Below are 21,378 nucleotides of genomic sequence, written 5' to 3'. Positions count from 1 at the left end.
CCCCGTCGGCATGGCGCGCATTATAGGGAGTTTTTGAACTCGCGCAACAGGGAAAACAAGAAAACTTATAAATCTACGCTCGTTCGCCTGACTTTTGAACGAAAGGTGCTTTTTTTAAACATTTCTAGCATACTCAAGCTAAATTCAGGAGGTTTTTGTGTCCCTACGCTCTTATAAAGGTATAGCGCCCACTCTTGCCGAAGCCGTCTATATAGATGGCTCCGCAGTTATTGTGGGGGATATTGAAATTGGTAAAGACAGCAGTATCTGGCCTTTGGTCGCCGCTCGCGGTGATGTGAACCGAATTCGCATAGGAGCCCGGACCAATGTGCAGGATGGCTCTGTGCTCCATGTATCCCGGCCAACATCAAAGAACCCTTTAGGTTCGCCACTCGTTATTGGGGATGAAGTCACTGTAGGTCATAAAGTCATGCTGCATGGTTGCCAGCTGGGAAATAAGATTTTGGTTGGCATGGGTGCCATAGTGATGGATGACGCCATAGTAGAAGATAATGTGATTATTGGCGCAGGCTCTCTGGTACCCCCAGGTAAACGGCTGGAATCCGGCTTCCTTTATGTAGGCAGTCCAGTAAAACAGGCCCGCCCACTGACAGAAGCTGAGTTAGCATTCCTGCCCCAGTCAGCAGAAAACTATGTGCGGCTAAAAGACGAGTATCTGGCTGAATGTTAAGCCGCACCCTCTAATCGCAGCACCGCATCATGGCCCAGAGGTTGTGTTTCTAATGCAGCCTCTATTTCTTCTTCCCAGAAAAAGTAGTCTTCTTTTACCTGAAGAACCCAGGCGTCCTCCAACCAGCCTTCGGGCTTTTTTATATAAACCACAATCTTCAGGCCGGACTGCAGGCAACTGCATTGCACGGCTTGTTCAGCCTGGTGCCAGGCAAAATCGTGATTAAAGATCAGTTGCTGATTCATAACCCAAGCTCCTGACGTAGCCGTGCCAATACCGGCTCAACTGCAGGTTTCACCCCACGCCAGATTGCAAAAGCCTCAGCGGCCTGACCAACTAACATCCCCAACCCATCGGCACAGCGTACATGCTGCTCTGCACACCATGTCATAAATGCGGTAGGGTCTTTGCCATACAACATGTCATACGCCAACAAAGCATGCTTTAGATGAACCTGGTCCAGCAGCGGGCGTTCAGCCGTCAAACCACTGGAGGTGGCGTTGATCACCAAATGCCAGGGCTCCACAGGGATCTCCTGATAACCAGAAGCACTAACCTGCTGCGGGAACAAAGCGGCGATCTGCTCCGCTTTACTGGCCGTTCTATTGGCCAGATGCACGCGGGCAGCACCAGCCGCTACTAATGGCCCAACGACACCACGGGCAGCACCTCCGGCACCAAGGACCAGCACATTGGCATTGGCCAGAGGCACAGCTAAACGGCGCAAGTCAGCCACCAAACCCAGCCCATCGGTATTGTCACCACACAAAACACCACTGTTATCTATATAGAGAGTATTGACCGCCCCAGCCAGCCTTGCTCTGTCACTGAGCTGACTTGCCAGCGCAAACGCCTGTTCTTTAAAGGGCACTGTCACGTTTCCGCCTTTACCACCGGCAGCGACAAAGGCCTGCCAGGATTCGGCAAAGCCATCCTTCGGTGCTAAAATGGCCTCGTAACTCAAAGATTGCCCGGTTTGTTCGGCAAACCAGCTATGGATCAGCGGCGATTTTGAATGTGCAATCGGATGCCCAAATACTGCGTAACGGTCCACGATAATCCTATGTTGAAGTTGCTGAAGAAAATGCTTAAACCCGACGATAACAAGCGTCACCCCACGCCACAAGTCACCCCTTATGAATTAATTGGCGGCGAAGAAGCAACCCGCCGGCTGGCTAACCGATTCTACGACATTATGGCTGCAGCGCCAGAAAGCGCCGAGCTGTATGCGATTCATCCGTTGCCGCTGGACAGTATCCGGCAAAAGTTCTACGAATTTCTATCTGGTTGGCTGGGTGGCCCTTCGCTCTTTGAGCAGAAATACGGTCACCCGCGATTACGGATGCGGCATATGCCTTTTACTGTGACACCCCAACTACGCGACCAGTGGATGTTCTGCATGAACAAAGCGCTGGAAGAGGTGGTGGAAGACAAACTGCTGCGCGGCGGTTTAAAAGAAGCCCTGAGCCAACTGGCCAGTCATATGATCAACAGCGATAACTAAAGAGGCGGCCATTGCCGCCTTTTCACCTTTAGAGATTCAGCCAGTTTTGTGGTTTGAGATAACGCTCATATAACTTAGCTTCCGGCGAACCTGCTTCAGGCTGATAGCCATATTGCCAGCGCACCAAAGGTGGCATCGACATCAGAATAGATTCGGTGCGGCCGCCACTTTGCAAACCAAACAAAGTACCGCGGTCAAACACCAGGTTGAATTCGACGTAGCGGCCACGACGGTACAACTGGAATTGCCGCTGCCTTTCACCGTATTCGGTTGATTTGCGTTTTTCGACAATAGGAATGTAGGCCTGGCAAAAGGCATCTCCAACGGCCCGCATAAAAGCAAAACTTTGTTCGAAACCGGCTTCATTCAAATCATCAAAAAACAAGCCACCCACACCACGGGTTTCACCCCGGTGTTTTAGATAGAAGTAGTCATCACACCAGGCTTTGTATTTGGGGTAGTAACTTGCGTCAAAAATGTCGCAGCAGTCTTTGGCGACCTGGTGCCAATGCAGCACATCCTCCTCAAAGGGGTAATAAGGCGTCAGGTCAAAACCGCCGCCAAACCACCAGACTGGCGCTTCACCTTCTTTTTCGGCAATAAAAAACCGCACATTGGCATGGCTGGTTGGCACATAAGGATTGGACGGATGGATCACCAGAGACACGCCCATGGCTTCAAAGTTACGGCCAGCTAATTCAGGCCGGTGCGCCGTCGCTGAAGCCGGCATCTTGTCGCCAAACACATGCGAGAAATTCACACCAGCCTGCTCAAACACGGCCCCATCCGTCAGCACCCGAGAACGGCCTCCACCACCTTCGGCTCTGTCCCAGCTATCTTCCACAAAATGTGCGATGCCATCCACAGCACTTAGCTGAGCGCAGATGTTTTCCTGCAGCGCCAGCAAGAACTGCTTAACCTGTTGTTTGTCGACCTGTTGCATCTTTATCCCGCTCTGAATATTTGCCCTGAGGCTAAGTCACGAATTTCTGAAGGCGCAGTCCGGCCACCTGTTGGCGCGTCGATAATGACCGCCAGTTGATCCGCCAATTGCTCTACAACGTCTGCCGTGCAGCGCCCAGGCTCCTGCCCTGACAAATTGGCGCTGGTCGAGGTAACAGGTTTGCCATAAACCTGACACAGCTGCTGCACCAGTGGATGATCACTGACCCGTACCGCGATAGTACTGAATTGACCGGTCAGCCAGTCACTGCAACGTGATGACGCCGGCACCACCCAGGTCACAGGGCCTGGCCAACTGGCAAACATCAGCTGACGTTGTTCATCCGTGATCTGTTCGGCGGCAATATAAGGCAGTAATTGGTCAAAGTCTGCCGCTATCAGAATCAGCCCTTTGCTTTTTGGTCGTTGTTTGATCTGCAACAACAAAGCAATGGCGTCTGTATTGTCCGGGTCACAACCGACGCCAAACACGGCTTCGGTCGGATAAGCAATGACTTTGCCTTGCTGCAACGCAGCCACGGCGTCATTCAATTGGGGGTGTTTACTCATAAAGTCCACGTCTTAAGTTGGCCGCTACAGGCGAGCTGGCTATAATAGCGCCTTTAATTATGCCAGTTCTGCAATGCTTTAAGGAAACGACAATGAAAGTAGGTATTATCATGGGGTCTAAATCGGATTGGCCAACGATGAAAAACGCCGCCGATATGCTCGACAGATTTCAAATTCCCTATGAAACAACTGTAGTTTCCGCGCACAGAACTCCACAGCTACTGGCTGACTATGCCGGCGCTGCAGCCAGCCGTGGCTTAAAAGTGATTATCGCAGGTGCAGGCGGTGCCGCTCACTTACCAGGCATGGCGGCCGCTTTTACCAGCCTGCCAGTGTTAGGCGTTCCGGTGCAATCGAAAGCCTTAAAAGGCCTGGACTCCTTACTGTCCATCGTGCAAATGCCTAAAGGTGTGGCTGTGGGTACTTTGGCTATTGGTGACGCCGGCGCGGCAAACGCTGGTTTGCTGGCGGCTCAAATTCTGGCCACCTCAGACGATGCCCTGATGGCTAAGATTGATGCCTTCCGTAAAGAGCAAACGGATTCTGTACTGGCTCACCCCAACCCTGCTGAGGACAACTGATGAATGTGTTAGTAATGGGCGCCGGACAGCTGGCGCGGATGATGGCTCTGGCAGGGGCGCCGCTGAACCTGAAAGTGACCGCCTATGATGTGAACTCAGCCAAAGTACAGCACCCGGTCACAGGCGAAGTCTATCCACTCACTCTGGAACAGGCTGTCGCCGCTGCTGACGTGGTCAGCTCTGAATTCGAACATATCCCATACCCAGTGCAAGCTGTGTGTGAAGCCAGTGGGAAATTTCTGCCCAACAGCACCGCCATTAAGGCCGGTGGTGACCGTCGTCAGGAAAAAGCTTTATTGGATCAGGCAGGCGTAGCCAACGCCGCTTATCGAATCATCCACACCGAAAGCGAATTTTATGCCGCCATAGAACAGTTGGGGTTACCTTTAGTGCTGAAAAGCGCCTTAGCTGGCTACGATGGCAAAGGCCAATGGCGCTTAAAACAGCCTGCGGATGCAGCCGATGTTTGGGCCGATATTGCCGCCTTTATGGCTGGTGCAGAACATAGCCTGCCCCAAGCCATTGTTGCAGAGCAGTTTGTCCGCTTTGACCGCGAAGTCAGCCTGGTCGGTGCCCGCAATGCCTTGGGCGAAACAGTGGTTTATCCGTTGACAGAAAATCATCATGTCAATGGCGTACTGGCCGTCTCACAAGCTCTGCCGGGTGATACGGATTTACAAGCACAAGCCAAACAAATGTTTGACGCTGTAGCCAACCAGCTGAATTATGTCGGCGTCTTGGCGCTGGAGTTTTTCCAGGTAGGCGATCAGTTACTGGTCAACGAGATTGCGCCGCGGGTGCATAACTCAGGACACTGGACTCAGCAAGGCGCGGACACCTGCCAGTTTGAGAACCATTTACGCGCAGTGTGCGGATTACCGCTGGGCAGCACAGCTCTGGTTCGCCCGACCGTAATGGTCAACATTCTGGGCGAAGATACAGTGAACCCCGCCATACTCAGCCTGCCAAGCTGCCACCTGCACTGGTACGGTAAAGGTAAAAGACCTGGTCGTAAAATGGGCCATATCAACATCTGTGGTGACACACCAGCTCAATTGGCCGAACGCTTTTTGGCTTTAAGTGCTTTGTTGCCAGCAGCCGCCTTTCCGGAAGTGGCTGACGTGGCCAAAGCACTGGCAGCCAAAGTTTGACAGCCGCACTACACTGAGTTTAAAGGGCCAGAATGGCCCTTTTTATTGGCTGCTCTGCAACTGCTGGCATTTTTTGTCTGCACAGATGAGTTTCATACCAGAGGCAGAAGGTTTTTCCAGCAGCAATGGAAAACCACAATGCCCACATTGCCCTTCAACAGGCTTTAAGTTCACCAGAAATTTACATTCCGGATACCTGTTGCAGCCATAAAAGCTTTTGCCATATTTACTGATCCGCTCAACCAGCTCTCCCTTTTTGCACGACGGGCAAAGGATCCCACTGGCCTGGCTTTCTTCCTGTGGATGAACCACAAAGTGGCAAGACGGGTAATTACTGCAGCCAATGAACATGCCATAGCGACCATTTTTGACAGCCAATGGGTGCTGGCATTCTGGACAAAGTTCGTTGTCCAGCACTTTGACCACTGTATTTTCATGGGGATGCAGCGCTTTCAGGTAATTACAGGCAGGATAAGCCGAACATCCTAAAAAGGGACCATTTTTGCCACTTTTAATCTGCAAAGGGCTGGAACACAGCGGGCAGGGCTCCGCCGCTTTTTCATGGGAAAAAAGCGTTTCTGTGGACATGATTTTCCTCCGGCTCACGCAGCAGCGCGGAGTATAACCGAAAGCCTGAAGCCAGTGCAGAGCCGGTTCAGGCTTTCAGCCAAAGAAGCCCCCGCTAATGCAAAGGGCCTGTCGGTTCGTCAAAAATCAAATCTTCCATTTGCGCATAAGCATTTTCATGCCCGGGCACATTAAACAGCACCATCAGCACCACCCATTTCAGGTCGTCCAAACTGACATGGTTCTGGTCAAGATCCATCACCCGGTCGAGCACCATTTCCCTGGTTGGAGCATCTAACACATTAATTTGTTCCAAAAATAACAGAAAACCCCGGCATTCAGTATCCAGCCGGCGTTGTTCATCCACGGTGAAAATACGCACCGCGTTACTGGGAGTTTTGGTCAGATAAGGTTTGACGTGGCTTTCCTGCAGCTCAGACAGGCTTTCCAGCCAACGCAGTGCCTTGAATATATCGTCATTATGAAAACCGGCGTTGCTGAGCTCTTTGGTCAGGTCGGCGTGGTTAACATAAATTTCTGATTCGTTATGGATGTAGTTTTCGAACAGGTATATGAGGATATCAAACATAGTCAGGCCCTCCTCACTCTGATGTAACCACCAGGTACTGCTGCCACTTCACCGGCCAATTCCAGCTGAAGTAATTCAATTGAGACTTGCGCAACCGGTAAACCACAACGCTCGGCTATGGTATCAATAGCGGTGGCCTCATCTCCTACGTTAGCCAACATGGCGGAGTCAAACAAGCCTGTTTGGGCATTTTTTTTACTGTCCTTTTGTAGGGTTAGACCTGGTTTTTGCAAAAAGCTCCACTCTTCCAGTATATCTTTCACACAAGTGGTTAATTTGGCACCTTGTTGGATGAGCTGATGACAACCGGCTGCCTGCGGATTGTAAATAGACCCTGGCACTGCAAACAGCTCCCGACCTTCGTCAGCCGCCAGTCGGGCGCTAATTAAGGAGCCACTTTTCTCTGCAGCTTCCACCACCAAAGTGCCCAGACTCATGCCCACAACAATACGGTTGCGTCGGGGGAAATGCTCCCCCTTGGGGGGCGTGTCGGGCCAATACTCACTAACCAACGCTCCTTGAGCGGCTATCTGTTCAGCCAGCGCCTGATGCTGTTTAGGGTAAATATGCTGCAGGCCATTGCCTAATACCGCCAGGGTTTTTCCGCCGCCCGCCAACGCGCCCTGATGGCTGCAGCCATCAATGCCTTGCGCCATTCCACTGGTAACAATCAGGCCTAGTGTCGCCAGTTCTGCAGCAAACTGACGGGCTATTTGTTTGGCGGTGGAGGTTGGATGTCGGCTGCCGACTATCGCAATCTGTGCCTGATCCAGCAGAGACTTATCGCCGCGGACAAACAGCAGGTAAGGTGGATTTTTGGTTTGTCGCAGTAGTTCTGGGTAGTCTGGGTCTGAGTACAACAGCAAATGATGAGTATCACTTTGGCTCAACCATTGCTCAGCCAACGTTAGTTTTTCCTGAGTTAATGAAGCCAGAACATCGATCTGCCCCGGCGTCCAGCCGAGTTCCAACAACACCGGCTGGGGCAGCGCCACCAGTTCATCCAGGTCGTAATGTGCTAACCAGCGGCATACATCAGGGCCGTTCAGCCCCGGAACCGCCAGCAGTTTGTGAATTTTTCCCGACGGCATCCTGCCCTCCTATTCGATCGCCCAGCCGCAATGGTTGCTGTGCATCCACCACCATCACAAAGCTGGCATAGGCCTGAGGCTCCAGCACCAGTATCTGACCTACGGCTTCAAATGGCATCTCCACTTTGCGATACAAAGCGCCCGCCAGCCGGCCCCACGCATCACTGTCTTCGGAGTAACGTGGCGGCCGCTCACCCAATACCTGTGGAGAACGGCGGTAAACCGGCAAAATCTGACCAGGTTGCACGCCATGCACTGTCCCTAAGTTGATCAGTACCACTTCCCAGGACGCAAACTCTCGCAACCCCGAAGCACTGCTGAGGATCTGACCTGTAGCGGCCAGGTCAGCCACCTGAGTGAAGCGGGCAGGTAAAGCCGTCGCCTGTCGCAACGGCAATACCCAATCCCCCTGCCGGACCTCCTGCCTACTGTCAGTCAGTTCAGCCCTGTGAATCTCACTGCTTTGTCCTTCAACCGCAGGTAAAATTTTTAACCGGGCTAAAGGGGTCAATTCTGTGCCCAGCTCGTTGCCAGTGTGCGGATCTGTAACAGGCCCAATCTGACGGTAAACGCCATACTGCACCTCGGCACTCAGCTCCCCATGAACATAAAGCACATGCCCACTGACGGCGTTTTTTATCGCCATAGTCGCACCCAGCACATAAGCGGCCTTCTGCAGTTCAGCTTCAGCCTTCAACTGGTGTCCGGCCAGGAAAGATTGAATAACAGAGGATGGCAATAACCCAAGCGCAGTGGCCGACTGTTGTTTACGGATCCGTGGCCGCAGTTTAATCACCGCATCATTTCCAGCGCTGCCCTGCTGCACCACAAAAGTAAGTGGATGCTCACTTTCATTTTTCTGCAGCACAGGCTTGCCATCTGGATCAAACCTCAGCATCAGAATATCGCCCGGATAAATCAGGTCAGGGTTCTTCACTGCAGGATTCGCTTGCCATAATTCAGGCCAAAGCCAGGGCTTTGCTAAGTAGAGACCGGCAATATCCCATAGGGTGTCACCGGTTTTCACCTGATACTGTACCGGAGCATCCGCCTTTAAGGTCAGTTGCTGAGCCAGGCTTTGACCTGTCCAAAGAGCGCCGAAAATTAACCCAATCAGTTGAAGTTTCATCCGATCCCCGCCTGCGGACAGGCCTTTTCGGCCCGCTATGCTATCCATCCGCCAGAGAAATGGCTAAAATTAGACCATAGCACAGCCTTAACAACAGACAGGATTTTTCTCCCGGCTATGACAGTACTGACCGTTTTACATTACCCAGATGAACGTTTGCGCACCGTGGCTAAGCCCGTTGCCGAAGTGAATGACGAGATCCGCCAGCTTTGCAAAGACATGCTGGAAACCATGTATGCCGAGAATGGCATTGGTCTGGCAGCAACCCAGGTGAACGTTCATCAGCGGGTGGTGGTGATTGACCTGTCAGAAGAGCGTAACCAGCCACAGGTCTTTATTAACCCGGAAATCATCGCGAAAAGTGGTGACACCTGTTACGAAGAGGGCTGCCTGTCGGTACCACAAAGTTACGCCAAAGTGGAGCGCGCCGCCGAAGTAAGGGTGAAAGCGCAGAATGAACAGGGCGAGTGGTTCGAATTCGACGCCGATGGCCTGTTGGCTATTTGCCTGCAACACGAACTGGACCATCTGGTGGGCAAACTCTTTATTGATTACCTGTCACCGTTAAAACGTGACCGGATCAAAAAGAAACTGGAAAAAGAAGCCCGGCTCGCTAAAGCAATCTGACAGGATATCCCTTGACCACTCCACTGCGTATCATCTTTGCGGGCACCCCTGATTTTGCGGCCCGCCACTTACAGGCATTACTGGACTCCGAGCATCAGGTGATTGCTGTTTACAGCCAACCCGATCGCCCGGCCGGGCGCGGCCACCAGTTGCAACAAAGCCCGGTCAAACAACTGGCATTGGCGCATAAGATCCCGGTCTACCAGCCCAAATCGCTGAAGAAAGCACCGGCCCAACAAGAGCTGGCCGCCCTGAATGCGGACCTGATGGTCGTCGTGGCCTATGGATTGATCCTGCCGTTAGCTGTGTTACAGGCACCTAAGTTAGGCTGTATTAACGTGCATGGTTCCTTATTGCCACGCTGGCGTGGTGCGGCCCCTATTCAGCGGGCCATCTGGGCCGGCGATGCCGAATCCGGCGTCACCATTATGCAAATGGATGAGGGGTTGGACACAGGCGCTATGTTAAGCAAGGTTGCCTGCTCTATCGCAGCGGATGAAACCAGCACCAGCCTGTACAACAAGCTGGCAGAGGTAGGCCCGGCCGCCTTACTGGACGCTTTAACTGATTTACCGGCACTGCAGGCCAAAGCCGAAGAGCAGCAAGAGCAGCTGGCCAATTACGCCGAGAAGCTGGATAAAGCCGAAGCCGTGCTGAATTTTCGCAAAGAGGCTACCGCATTGGAGCGCGAAATCCGCGCTTTTAACCCCTGGCCCATCAGTATTTTGCAGTTGGAAAGCCAACAACTGAAAATCTGGAAAGCTGAAGTGCGCCCCAGCCAGCACAAAGCCGTCGGCACTGTAGTACAGGTGGATAAAACAGGTATTGCCATTCAATGTGCTGACAGTGTACTTGCCATTACCGAGTTACAGCCAGCCGGTAAAAAACCAATGAAAGTGGCGGATTTCCTCAATGGCCGCGCTGACTGGCTGGTGGTTGGCCAGCAACTGAGTATGCCAGATGCTGACTAACCTGCGGGCGCTGGCGGCGCAAAGTTGTTATGAAGTGGTCGACTTAGGCCAATCCCTGTCTGACGTTCTGCCCAAAGCGCAGCTGCAACTGAAAAACCCGGCCGATAAAGCCCTGCTGCAGGAAATCTGCTTTGGCCTGATGCGCCAGTTACCTCAGCTGGAGTTTGTCTGCCAAAAGCTAATGGACAAACCGCTGGTCAAACAGCTGCGCCCTTTACAGTTTCTGATTTACGTTGGTTTGTATCAGCTGAAATTCCTGCGAATCCCTGATCACGCCGCCATAGGTGAAACCGTGGAAGCAGCGCGGCTGCTCAAGGGCCAAAAGCTGACCGGTCTGATCAACGCCGTACTACGCAACGCGCAGCGACAACCAGAACTCTTTGATTTCAGCCAGGCACATGTTGCGGTGCAAACCAACCACCCGGGCTGGATAGTCACCAGCCTGCAACAAGCCTATCCAGAGCAATGGCAAGAGGTGATTGACGCCAACCAGCAAAAGGCACCCCTCTGGTTGCGGGTCAATCAGCAACAGATCCGGCCTGATGCCTTTATGGCCGCACTGGAGGCTGAAGGCCTGAGTGCCAACCAGCCGTTCAGTTATTTGCCAACCGCCATCCTGCTGGAGCAAGCACAGGATGTCACCTTACTACCTGGCTACGATGACGGCTGGTTTTCAGTACAAGACGCAGCCGCTCAGCACGCTGCCTATTTTTTGCAACCGCACAATGGCGAAGCTATTCTCGATGCCTGCTGTGCGCCTGGTGGTAAAACCAGCCATATCCTGGAGCTGGCACCACAGGCGCAGCTGCTGGCTCTGGACAAAGATCCGCGCCGCTTGCAGCGCGTGCATGCCAACCTGGAACGCTTGCAACTCCATGCCGAAGTGCTGGCCGCCGACGCCGCCACGCCCGAGCTGTGGGCCCATGGCCGCAGTTTTGACCGCATCTTGCTGGACGTACCCTGCTCTGCTACCGGAGTCATTCGTCGTCACCCGGACATTCGCTGGTTGCGCAAAAAAGCCGATATCGCCGCCCTGGTGGCATTGCAGCAGCAAATTCTGCAGCAAATCTGGCCTTTGCTGAAACCTGGCGGCATCTTACTCTATGCCACCTGCAGTGTATTGCCAGACGAAAATCAGCAGCAAATCAGTGCTTTTGTGCAGTCTCAGCAGGATGCTGAACTAGTCCCTCTGTCCGCTGAATACAGCGACAGCCAGTGGCAAATTCTGCCAGGGCAGCAGCAAATGGACGGTTTTTATTACGCTAAGCTCAGAAAAACAACGCGGTAATACCGCAGAGGTCGTATGAAGATCATTATCCTCGGTGCAGGTCAGGTGGGTGCCACCCTGGCGGAAAACCTGGTAGGGGAACAAAACGATATTACCGTGGTGGATATCAATCTGGATAAACTGCGTGCCTTGCAGGACAGATTCGATTTGCAGGTAGTGCATGGCCACAGTGCCCACCCGGATATTTTAAAACGCGCCGGTGCCGAAGACGCCGATATGATCATTGCGGTGACCAGCAGCGACGAGGTCAATATTGTGGCCTGCCAGGTGGCCTACAGTATTTTTTCCACGCCACTGAAAATAGCCCGTATCCGCACCAATCAGTATCTGAAATACCGCGACCAGTTGTTTCATAAAGATGACATGCCGGTCGACCACTTTATTTCTCCAGAAACCCTGGTCACCGACTATATCAAACGCCTGATTGACTACCCGGGTGCACTGCAGGTGGTGGAATTTGCTGAAGGTCAGGTCAGTCTGGTGGCGGTGAAAGCCTATTACGGCGGTTTGCTGGTCGGTCATGCCCTGTCGACGCTGAAACAACACATGCCGCATATTGATGCCCGGGTTGCCGCCATTTACCGGCGCGGCCATGCGATTAAACCTTTAGGCACTACTGTCATTGAAGCGGACGATGAAGTATTTTTCGTCGCTGCAACCCGCCATATCCGCGCCGTAATGAGCGAGCTGCAAAAACTGGAGAAAAGTTACCACCGCATTATGATTGCCGGTGGTGGCAATGTCGGTTTTGGTCTGGCCCGCGCCCTGGAGAAAAACCACAGCGTGAAGCTGATAGAGCGCAGCCGGGAGCGGGCAGAGTTTCTGTCGAGCGCCCTGGATAACACTGTGGTTTATGTTGGCGATGCCTCGGATCCTGAGCTGCTGGAAGAAGAAAACATCGAGCAGGTGGATGTGTTTTTGGCCGTCACCAATGACGATGAAGCCAATATTATGTCGGCCATGCTGGCCAAACGGATGGGCGCCCAGAAAACCATGGTGCTGATTAAACGCGGCGCTTATGTGGACTTACTGCAAGGCGGTGAAGTGGATATTGCGGTATCCCCTCAGCAAGCCACTATTTCTGCCTTGCTGACCCATATCCGCCGCGGCGACATCGTCAACGTGTATTCTTTGCGCCGCGGTGCAGCCGAGGCCATAGAAGCCGTAGCCCATGGCGATAAAACAACCTCCAAAGTGGTGGGTCAGGCCATTGGTAAGATTAAGCTGCCACCGGGCGCCACCATAGGTGCCATAGTAAGGGGTGATGAAGTTTTGATTGCCCACGACAACGTGGTGATTGAAAGTAATGACCATGTGATTCTGTTTCTGGTCGATAAAAAATACATCACCGAAGTGGAACGCCTCTTTCAGGTCAGCGCCATCTTTATCTAACCCTTCAGCCCCCTCTCAGAGCCTGCTCTGGGGTGGGGTGACGAACAGTGTGCAACGAAGTCGCAGCCGCTCAGGCCACACTCCCATTTTCCCTAAGCCATTGGTGATGTAGCAAGGCGGCAAAGGAACGAGACCCCATGAGCATAGATGACTATGCAATTGGGGCGAGAGACTGCAGCCAACACAGCTACAGTGCCAAGGGCGACGGGAAACACTTTCCCAAGCCAATGCGAGCGAGACAAGGCGCAAGCTTTTCGACAGCCCCTGAGCATAGATCACTATGTGATGGGGTGACGAAAAGTGTGCAACGAAGTCGCAGCCGCTCAGGCCACACTCCCATTTTCCCTAAGCCATTGGTGATGTAGCAAGGCGGCAAAGGAACGAGACCCCATGAGCATAGATGACTATGCAATTGGGGCGAGAGACTGCAGCCAACACAGCTACAGTGCCAAGGGCGACGGGAAACACTTTCCCAAGCCAGCGCGAGCGAGACAAGTCGCAGGCTTTTCGACAGCCCCTGAACATAGATCACTATGTGATGGGGTGACGAAAAGTGTGCAACGAAGTCGCAGCCGTTCTGGCGACGGGAAAATTAGTCTTTCCAGAAGGCGGGGATAAAGAGTACCAACAAAGTAAAAATCTCCAACCGGCCAAAAATCATTGCCACCACCAACACCCATTTGCCGGCGTCCGGTACAGAAGCAAAGTTGGCTGCGACCTCACCCAAGCCCGGGCCCAGGTTATTCAGGCAAGCGGCTGTGGCCGTAAAGGCACTGATGTTATCCAGACCTATCAGTAACAGCAGCAACATAATCACCACAAATACAAAAGCATACGCGGCGAAAAAGCCCCAGACCGCTTCGACTATGCGGTCATCCACAGGGCGGCGGCCCAGTTTGATCGAATAGATAGCCCGCGGATGCACCAGCCGGTTCAGTTCACGTTTACCCTGTAAAAACAGCAGCAATACCCGCACCACTTTTAAACCACCCGCGGTAGAACCGGCACAACCGCCAATAAAACTGGCAAAAATTAATAAGATGGGCAAAAACAATGGCCAGGCGACAAAACTTGCCGTGGAGAAACCGGCCGTGGTCGACATCGACACCGCCTGAAACACACCATGGTTCAGGGCACTGCGCCAGTCCGGGTAAATTTGCTCTTCCAGCAGCACCAGAAAACACAACATCACCAGACTGAGCTGGATCCACAAAAAGGCTTTGAATTCCGGGTCCCGCCAATAGGTCTTCACGTTTTTGCCGCGAATAGCCGCAAAGTGCAGCGGAAAATTCACTGAACTGAGCAGCAAAAACACCACACAAATCATATTGATGCTGGCACTGTTAAAATAGCCAATACTGGCGTCGTAAGTGGAAAAACCACCAATGGCCACAGTCGAAAACGCATGGCATATCGCGTCAAACCAGTCCATGCCAGCCACATAAAATGCCAGGGTACAGGCAACAGTGATCGCCAGATAAATAAACCACAGATGCTTGGCAGTATCGGCGATACGCGGGGTCATTTTGTTGTCTTTGACGGGGCCAGGTGTTTCAGCCCGATACAACTGCATGCCGCCAACGCCAAGCATCGGCAGTATCGCCACCGCCAGTACGATAATACCCATGCCGCCAAACCATTGCAGTTGCTGGCGGTAAAACAAGATGGCTTTGGGCAGGGTTTCCAGCCCGGTCAACACTGTTGCGCCTGTGGTTGTGAGTCCGGAGAAGGCTTCAAACATCGCCGCGGCCAGGTTCATTTCCGGTTTGTCCGACAACCAGAATGGCAAAGCCCCTACGGCCCCCAGCACTGTCCAGAACAGCACCACTATCAGAAAACCATCACGGACTTTCAGCTCAGATTTTTCCTGCCGGTTGGGGTACCAGATCAGCAGGCCAATGCCAATGGACAACACAAAAGACAACAGAAAAGGCACACCGGCGCCATCCTGATACCAATAAGCCACCAAAGCGGGTGGGATCATGGTGATGCTGAATATAGCCACCAGCAACCCCAAAATACGGATAATAGAGCGATATTGCATTAAGGCTCCTGCCTCTGCAGCCACATCAGGCTCGCTTGTCTGTCGGAATAACGCATCAAATCATCCTCAAATTCAGCTTGCTGCAGCTTGGGTATAGCCAGAGTCAGCTGCACCAGAGCCTGAAACTCATACCACTCAATGAGCCACTGCTTCCCCCATTGACGCTGCATCCTTTCATATGCCGGGTACGATAAGGTCACTTTGGCCCAACGTAGTTCTGGCTGAAAACGCCGCTCTGCCTGCAGCAGCGCCTGACGCACTGCATCACTGTATGCCCGCACTAAACCACCAGTGCCCAGCAGGACCCCACCGTAATAACGCACCACTGTGGCACAAACGCCAACCAGCCCTGAGCCCTGCAACACCGCCAGCATAGGCCGCCCTGCGGTGCCGGACGGTTCGCCGTCATCGCTGCTGGCAGCTGGTTGGCCCGATGGTCCCGGCGCTAACAGCATAGCACTGCAGACATGAGCTGCAGAACTATGTTGTTGTTTTTGCTGTTGAATAATAGCCTGCCCCTGTTCAAGGCTGTTGATAGGCCATAAGGTACATAAAAAACGGCTTCGTTTGATTTCCTGTTCAGACGAAGCCGTTGTTGCAAGCCACCAAAAACCGGACATCAGTTTAGCTGCAGCTCACGGGTCATATTTTCATTGCGGTCTTTGTGCACTATGACATTGTCTTCAATGCGAATGCCACCAAACTTGCGGAATTGCTCCACTTTGTCCCAATGCACCGCCAGGCCCGCTTTGGTGCTGCGCGCATCAGCCAGCAACGAATCGATAAAATACAGGCCCGGTTCAATGGTAAACACCATATTGGCTTCCACAGTGCGGGTGGTGCGTAGGAAGGGGTGTGCTTCAGGGGCTGCTACATGGGTGCCACGTTCATCCGCCATAAAGCCTCCGACGTCATGCACTTGCAGCCCAAGGTGATGCCCCAGTCCGTGCGGGAAAAACACCCGGCTTAAACCGGATTCGACGATGTCGGCTGCTGGCATGCGGACAAAATCGAAGTCGGCCAACACCTGTGCAATCCGCAAATGGGCCTCGAGATGCAAATCCGGGTATTTCAGACCTGGTTTCAGGCCTGCTACCAGCTCCAGTTGCAGTTGATCCATAGCACCGATCAGTTCTGCAAACTCATCCTGCAGGTAGCTGTAGGTACGGGTGATATCGGCGGCATAACCATGAAACTGGGCGCCGGCATCAATCAAAAAGGAATGGCGCTGCACCGGAGGCTGTGTTTCCAACACTGTGTAATGCAGAATGGCCGCATTCTGATTCAGTGCAATAATATTGCCGTAAGGCACGTCATTCTCACCCTGCCGCACCGCAGCAAGGTAAGCCAACTGAATATCAAATTCACTGCCACCGGCAAAAAAGGCCGTTTTGGCGGCCTGGTGTCCAGCCACGGCCAGACGGCTAGCCTCACGCAAACAGGCCTGCTCGTAGTCCGTTTTGTAAGCGCGGTGGTAATGCAGGTAACTCAATACGGCATCAGGGTTAATTTCGCTAAAACCCAAAGCCTGCGCCACTTCAATATGTTCACCAATATAGGCATAGCGGGCCTTGTCGTATGGCAGTAATTTGTCGACCTGATTGGCTTTATCCAGTAACTGAATATCAAAACAGCCTGACCAGAAATTGTCTGGCGCTTCCGGCACTTTATGCCAAAAGTCTTTTGGCAAATAAAACACCAGCTTAGGTTTGTTGACACCATCGACAATCAGCCAACAGTTCGGGTTATCCAGTACTGGCACCCAGGCTTTAAACTGCGGATTCACTTTAAAGGGGTAATCCATATCGTCCAGAAACTGCCGCTTTGCCTGCCCAGAGTGGATCACCAGACCGTCCAGGTTTTGCCTTGCCAGCACCGCTTTGGTGCGCTGCTGCAGTTGAAATAAATGAGCGGCGTAAAGTTCTTGGTAAGCCGGACGCATGAAATTCTGTCTCCCCCTTGGTTAAATCAGTGCCGAGTCTATCACAGAACCCGGTTGCCGGAGCCCACCTGCATGCGGGCAAGTGGCGCAAAAACCTGCTGTTTAGTCTGCAATTTCAGGCTATAGATTTGGTAATACAACAGCACATTTTTTACGTAATCGCGGGTTTCTTTAAAGGGGATGGTCTCAATCCAGATATCCAGCGGCACCGGCCCCTGCTTCGGCACCCAGGCATTCACCCTGCTCGGCCCGGCGTTGTAAGCTGCAGTCGCAAATACCACATTGCCATGTTTTTTCAGCAGGTAATTCAGATAATAAGTGCCGTAATTGATATTGGTGACCGGGTTGTACAATTGCTGTTCAGTCACCCGTTTGCCTGTGATATGACGCGCCGTATTTGGCATAATCTGCATCAGGCCCAAAGCCCCCACCGCAGATTTCGCCGTCGGAATAAAAGTACTTTCCCGCCGCGCAATAGCCATAGCCCAGGCCGGATCCACATTCACTTTGTTAGCGTGGGTCAGAATTTCTTTTTTATACAAAGTCGGGAAACGTAATTCCACATCGTCGTAATAACCGGCCTGTGCCAGCGCGGTAATCGCATTATCATGCCAACCCATCTCTGCCGCATACTTGGCGGCGCTGAAACGTTGCAGGTCTGAACCATAACGTTGCAGACTGGTCAGTTCACGTTTGGCCGCATTGGGTCTGTCCAGCGCCTGCCATTCTTTGATCCGCCGTACCGGGCCACTGCTTTTAAAGGCCAGATAATCAGTTTCAGATACTGGCACCGGTTTATGCGCCAATGAAGGTTCTACGCCAATGCGGGCAGCCGCCATATAACCGTAGTAGCTGCGGTTTTTCGCCAACTGCTTATACAGCTGTTGTGCGGCTTCTTTTTGCTTCAACTCGTCATGGGCGCGAGCCAGCCAATACAGACTACCATCTTCGCTGGCATAAGGCTCGGGTAAGGCTTTTATGGCATCCATCAGTCCGGTCCAGTCATGCTTGCGTAACAAGTGCGTCAGTTGCCACTGCACAAAGAGCCGGTCTTTGTGCTCGTTTTGTACTACAGCAAAAAATGGCGTAGCCTGGGCATTGTCTTTACTGGCCAACGCGATAGCCAGCTGGCGCGCCGTTTTTGAGCGGTTTTCATTGCTGAAGGCCGGATCGGAACGGTATCTTTTCCAGACTTCTACTGCAGCATCCGGTTTTTTCCACACCAGTTTCTGCATGCCGTAAGCCGCCAAATCACGCTCTTTGGCCTGCTTGCCGGTCAGAAAACTTTTGCGCTGCACCAACCCAGGATTGTCCATCACCTGGATCCATTTATCAGCCAGGTATTGTTGCTCGCGGGGCAATAATGAGCGCAGATAAGGCAACATACGCTGATTGTCCGCTTCAACAGCGGCCAGCACCCGCCTCCAGACGGCATCCGCATTACGCTGGCCGGCCTTACGCCAACGCTCAAAAATGGCGTCACATTCGTCGGGCTGAGATTTGCCTACGGCCCATAAATCCCGCACAGCAGGCCAGACATCCACAGGTTTTTCCCGCACCAGCCGCATTTCCAGTGCATAACAGTCCAGCACTGTGTCAGAGCCATAGTCGTAGTTTTTCAGAAACAGCTCCGCCTGACGTTTTTGTTTCAGCTCAATCAACCAGCGTTTCCGGATAGTCCGCTCCAATGGTGTGCCCTGATGCTCCCGCATAAAATTCACGACAGCAGCGGTGTCGTCCAGATTCTTGCTTAAGTATTCGAGCTCCAAATAAGGTGTCAGCGGATAAGTCTGCATTTCCGCCAGCAGTTTTTTCGCCTGAGTGTCGGACAGCTTATGAATAGTGTTTTCAGCACGCTCAAATTTTTTACGCATGACATCATTGATAGCCAGAGCGGGCAGCGAGGTGGATGCAGCTGCAACCAGCAGCCAAAACGCAGGACGAAAAACCAGAGCAGAGCGCCACATAAAACCAATACCACCTATAGTTACTGGAACATCTACCGCAAATTCAAACAAGCGTTTAAATAACGGTTGAAATTTTTGCCAAAGCACGACACACTGAAACTGCGACAGAACTCATCTTACCAGTTGCGATAACAAGCAATCATCCGCCCTGCCGGACGAAGGAGAACATGCATGATCTACCAGAGTAACAGCATCACCGTGGCTTATCTGGCCGACGGTATTGCCGAGTTTAGCTTTAATGCTGCCGGGTCCGTGAATAAATTCGACCAGCAAACCTTAACAGATTGTCGGGCCGCTTTAAATCTGCTGCACGCAGATAAAAACTTAAAAGGCGTGGTCTACACCACCGGCAAAGACGCTTTTATCGTTGGTGCCGACATTACCGAATTCTTAAGTACCTTTCAGCAACCGGAAGCTGAACTGATCCCATGGATTAAAAACGCCTCTGACGTGTTCGACCTGGCCGAAGACCTGCCAGTTCCGACCATTGCCGCCATTCGCGGTTTTGCCTTAGGTGGCGGCTTCGAGTGGACCTTAACGGCTGACTACCGTATTGCCGACACCACAGCCAAAGTGGGCCTGCCAGAAGTGAAGCTAGGTCTGATGCCTGGCTTTGGTGGCACAGTGCGTCTGCCACGCCTGATCGGCGCTGATGGCGCGATGGAGTGGATCACCACAGGCAAAGAACGAAGTGGCGAAGCCGCATTAAAAGAAGGCGCCGTCGACGCTGTGGTCGCGCCAGAGAAATTAAAAGATGCCGCTATCAGCATGCTGAAAGACGCCATTGCCGGCAAACTGAACTGGCAGAAAAAACGCAGCGCCAAGCTGCAGCCGTTGAAACTGAATAAAACCGAAGCGCTGATGAGCTTCAGCACTGCCAAAGGCATGGTATTCGCCAACGCAGGCAAACATTACCCGGCCCCTATGGTAGCGGTAGAAACCATTGAAGCAGCGGCCCGCTTAGACCGTGCTGGCGCCATTGTGCTGGAGAACCAGGGTTTTGCCAAACTGGCGAAAACCACTGCAGCCGCAGCTCAAATTGGCCTGTTCCTGAACGATCAGCTGATTAAAGGCAAAGCGAAAAAAGCCGCCAAAACAGCGACTAAAGACGTGAAAAAAGCTGCGGTTTTGGGTGCAGGTATTATGGGTGGCGGTATCGCTTACCAGTCCGCGCTGAAAGGTGTGCCTGTGGTGATGAAAGACATCGCCGACAAAGCGCTGGAATTAGGCATGGGTGAAGCCACTAAGTTACTGAATAAACAAGTGGAACGCAAAAAGCTCGACGCTGTGGGTATGGCCAAGGTGATTGCCAGCATCCAGCCGACTCTGAGCATGGAACCGGTGAAAGCGGTTGATATCGTGGTTGAAGCTGTGGTGGAAAACCCGAAAATCAAAGGCGCAGTGCTTAAAGAAGTGGAAGAACTGGTGGCTGCTGATGCCATCATTACCTCCAACACGTCGACCATATCCATCGACTCTCTAGCCACCAACCTGAAAGACCCAAGCCGGTTCTGCGGTATGCACTTCTTTAACCCAGTGCACCAAATGCCATTGGTTGAAGTGATTCGGGGCAAAGACACCAGCGAAGAAACTGTTGCGGCTGTGGTGGCTTACGCCGCCAAAATGGGCAAATCCCCAATCGTAGTGAATGACTGCCCAGGTTTCTATGTCAACCGCGTGCTCTTCCCTTACTTCGCCGGTTTCAGCAAATTGCTGCTGGACGGTGCCGATTTCGCACAAGTCGATAAAGTGATGGAAAAATCCTTCGGCTGGCCTATGGGCCCGGCCTACCTGCTGGATGTAGTCGGCCTGGACACAGCTTACCACTGCACAGACGTGATGGCTGCCGGCTTCCCGACGCGGATGGCCAAACTGGACAAAGACCCGGTGGCTCTGATGTATCAGGCGCAGCGTTTCGGTCAGAAAAACGGTGTCGGTTTCTATGCCTACAGCAAAGACGCTAAAGGCAAGCCGAAAAAGGCCACAGACGAAGTCACTTACGGTCTGCTGAGCGGCGCTGGTGTCACCAAACAAGAATTCAGTGCGGACGATATCATTGCCCGCTGTATGGTGCCGATGATTAATGAAGTGATTCGCTGCCTGGAAGAAGGCATTGTGGCCACGGCAGCAGAAGCCGATATGGGTCTGATTTATGGCCTGGGTTTCCCTCCGTTCCGGGGTGGCCCGCTGCGTTACGCCGACACCATTGGTCTGGCGAACTTTGTTGCTTTGGCTGACAAGTATGCCCATTTAGGTGAAATCTATCAGGTCACCGAAAAAACCCGCGCCATGGCTGCTGCCGGCGACCTGTTTTATCCAGTTTAAGGCGGAG

The 21,378-nt window shown here is 52.7% G+C and carries 21 protein-coding genes; 9 read left to right on the top strand and 12 right to left on the bottom strand.

Annotation, left to right across the window (positions count from 1 at the left end; genetic code table 11):
- Positions 1-157 precede the first annotated feature (157 nt).
- Positions 158-691: a gamma carbonic anhydrase family protein gene (locus tag WKJ03_RS09425; protein ID WP_337841940.1), complete on the top strand. Its 534-nt coding sequence runs from the start codon at positions 158-160 to the stop codon at positions 689-691.
- On the opposite strand, the gene WKJ03_RS09420 is transcribed toward WKJ03_RS09425, so the two are convergent.
- Both WKJ03_RS09420 and aroE read right to left on the bottom strand, forming a co-directional pair.
- Positions 688-936 (bottom strand): DUF1488 domain-containing protein, encoded by a 249-nt coding sequence (locus tag WKJ03_RS09420; protein ID WP_337841939.1) that lies wholly within the window; start codon positions 934-936, stop codon positions 688-690. The two genes, WKJ03_RS09425 and WKJ03_RS09420, sit on opposite strands and share 4 nt — an antisense overlap.
- A complete protein-coding gene (aroE, locus tag WKJ03_RS09415; protein ID WP_337841938.1) occupies positions 933-1,745 on the bottom strand; it encodes a shikimate dehydrogenase in 813 nt (270 codons plus the stop codon). Before aroE ends, WKJ03_RS09420 begins: the two co-directional genes overlap by 4 nt.
- A gap of 9 nt (positions 1,746-1,754) precedes the next feature.
- Here aroE and WKJ03_RS09410 point away from each other — a divergent pair, with 9 nt between their 5' ends.
- Positions 1,755-2,195 carry a group II truncated hemoglobin gene (locus WKJ03_RS09410; RefSeq protein ID WP_337841937.1) on the top strand — a complete coding sequence of 147 codons (441 nt, stop codon included), beginning with the start codon at positions 1,755-1,757 and terminating at the stop codon, positions 2,193-2,195.
- Positions 2,196-2,223: 28 nt separating this feature from the next.
- Here WKJ03_RS09410 and hemF read toward each other — a convergent pair whose 3' ends face one another.
- A complete protein-coding gene (gene hemF, locus WKJ03_RS09405) occupies positions 2,224-3,138 on the bottom strand; it encodes an oxygen-dependent coproporphyrinogen oxidase (protein ID WP_337841936.1) in 915 nt (304 codons plus the stop codon).
- A gap of 2 nt (positions 3,139-3,140) precedes the next feature.
- Complete coding sequence (locus WKJ03_RS09400) at positions 3,141-3,707, bottom strand: L-threonylcarbamoyladenylate synthase (RefSeq protein WP_337841935.1); 567 nt, start codon at positions 3,705-3,707, stop codon at positions 3,141-3,143.
- Positions 3,708-3,799: 92 nt separating this feature from the next.
- On the opposite strand from WKJ03_RS09400, the gene purE reads away from it, so the two are divergent.
- Positions 3,800-4,288, top strand: coding sequence for a 5-(carboxyamino)imidazole ribonucleotide mutase (gene purE, locus WKJ03_RS09395; protein WP_337841934.1), 489 nt, complete (start codon positions 3,800-3,802; stop codon positions 4,286-4,288).
- Positions 4,288-5,439: a 5-(carboxyamino)imidazole ribonucleotide synthase gene (locus WKJ03_RS09390; protein ID WP_337841933.1), complete on the top strand. Its 1,152-nt coding sequence runs from the start codon at positions 4,288-4,290 to the stop codon at positions 5,437-5,439. Before purE ends, WKJ03_RS09390 begins: the two co-directional genes overlap by 1 nt.
- A 42-nt stretch (positions 5,440-5,481) precedes the next feature.
- Here the strand turns inward: WKJ03_RS09390 and WKJ03_RS09385 are convergent, their stop codons facing one another.
- From WKJ03_RS09385 to WKJ03_RS09370, 4 genes are all read right to left on the bottom strand, one after another.
- Complete coding sequence (locus tag WKJ03_RS09385) at positions 5,482-6,027, bottom strand: topoisomerase DNA-binding C4 zinc finger domain-containing protein (protein ID WP_337841932.1); 546 nt, start codon at positions 6,025-6,027, stop codon at positions 5,482-5,484.
- Positions 6,028-6,121: 94 nt separating this feature from the next.
- Positions 6,122-6,595 (bottom strand): DUF494 family protein, encoded by a 474-nt coding sequence (locus tag WKJ03_RS09380; RefSeq protein WP_337841931.1) that lies wholly within the window; start codon positions 6,593-6,595, stop codon positions 6,122-6,124.
- Between the two features lie 2 nt (positions 6,596-6,597).
- Complete coding sequence (gene dprA, locus WKJ03_RS09375) at positions 6,598-7,686, bottom strand: DNA-processing protein DprA (RefSeq protein ID WP_337841930.1); 1,089 nt, start codon at positions 7,684-7,686, stop codon at positions 6,598-6,600.
- On the bottom strand, positions 7,631-8,815 hold the full coding sequence (locus tag WKJ03_RS09370) for a LysM domain-containing protein (protein WP_337841929.1): 1,185 nt from the start codon (positions 8,813-8,815) through the stop codon (positions 7,631-7,633). Before WKJ03_RS09370 ends, dprA begins: the two co-directional genes overlap by 56 nt.
- Positions 8,816-8,932: 117 nt before the next feature.
- Here WKJ03_RS09370 and def point away from each other — a divergent pair, with 117 nt between their 5' ends.
- From def to trkA, 4 genes are read left to right on the top strand one after another with little or no spacing between them, the layout of a single operon-like run.
- Positions 8,933-9,442 carry a peptide deformylase gene (gene def, locus WKJ03_RS09365; RefSeq protein ID WP_337841928.1) on the top strand — a complete coding sequence of 170 codons (510 nt, stop codon included), beginning with the start codon at positions 8,933-8,935 and terminating at the stop codon, positions 9,440-9,442.
- Between the two features lie 11 nt (positions 9,443-9,453).
- Complete coding sequence (gene fmt / locus WKJ03_RS09360; protein ID WP_337841927.1) at positions 9,454-10,413, top strand: methionyl-tRNA formyltransferase; 960 nt, start codon at positions 9,454-9,456, stop codon at positions 10,411-10,413.
- Positions 10,403-11,701 (top strand): 16S rRNA (cytosine(967)-C(5))-methyltransferase RsmB, encoded by a 1,299-nt coding sequence (rsmB, locus tag WKJ03_RS09355; RefSeq protein ID WP_337841926.1) that lies wholly within the window; start codon positions 10,403-10,405, stop codon positions 11,699-11,701. The genes fmt and rsmB overlap by 11 nt, the downstream gene beginning before the upstream one ends.
- A 15-nt stretch (positions 11,702-11,716) precedes the next feature.
- Positions 11,717-13,093: a Trk system potassium transporter TrkA gene (trkA, locus tag WKJ03_RS09350; protein WP_337841925.1), complete on the top strand. Its 1,377-nt coding sequence runs from the start codon at positions 11,717-11,719 to the stop codon at positions 13,091-13,093.
- A 592-nt stretch (positions 13,094-13,685) separates the two neighbouring features.
- On the opposite strand, the gene WKJ03_RS09345 is transcribed toward trkA, so the two are convergent.
- From WKJ03_RS09345 to WKJ03_RS09330, 4 genes are read right to left on the bottom strand one after another with little or no spacing between them, the layout of a single operon-like run.
- A complete protein-coding gene (locus WKJ03_RS09345) occupies positions 13,686-15,137 on the bottom strand; it encodes a TrkH family potassium uptake protein (RefSeq protein WP_337841924.1) in 1,452 nt (483 codons plus the stop codon).
- Positions 15,137-15,757 carry a YigZ family protein gene (locus WKJ03_RS09340; RefSeq protein WP_337841923.1) on the bottom strand — a complete coding sequence of 207 codons (621 nt, stop codon included), beginning with the start codon at positions 15,755-15,757 and terminating at the stop codon, positions 15,137-15,139. Before WKJ03_RS09340 ends, WKJ03_RS09345 begins: the two co-directional genes overlap by 1 nt.
- Entirely contained in the window at positions 15,757-17,079 is a 1,323-nt protein-coding gene (gene pepQ, locus WKJ03_RS09335) for a Xaa-Pro dipeptidase (RefSeq protein WP_337841922.1), read from the bottom strand. Before pepQ ends, WKJ03_RS09340 begins: the two co-directional genes overlap by 1 nt.
- A 41-nt stretch (positions 17,080-17,120) precedes the next feature.
- On the bottom strand, positions 17,121-19,046 hold the full coding sequence (locus WKJ03_RS09330) for a transglycosylase SLT domain-containing protein (protein WP_337841921.1): 1,926 nt from the start codon (positions 19,044-19,046) through the stop codon (positions 17,121-17,123).
- 171 nt (positions 19,047-19,217) lie between these two features.
- Between WKJ03_RS09330 and fadB the strand changes: the two genes are divergently transcribed.
- Positions 19,218-21,371, top strand: coding sequence for a fatty acid oxidation complex subunit alpha FadB (gene fadB, locus WKJ03_RS09325; protein WP_337841920.1), 2,154 nt, complete (start codon positions 19,218-19,220; stop codon positions 21,369-21,371).
- Positions 21,372-21,378: the final 7 nt, after the last annotated feature.

Source organism: Rheinheimera sp. (assembly GCF_037442525.1).
Taxonomy (GTDB): Bacteria; Pseudomonadota; Gammaproteobacteria; order Enterobacterales; family Alteromonadaceae; genus Pararheinheimera.
The sequence above is the reverse complement of the archived record's forward strand: the minus strand, read 5'-3'. Positions and strand labels throughout refer to the sequence as shown.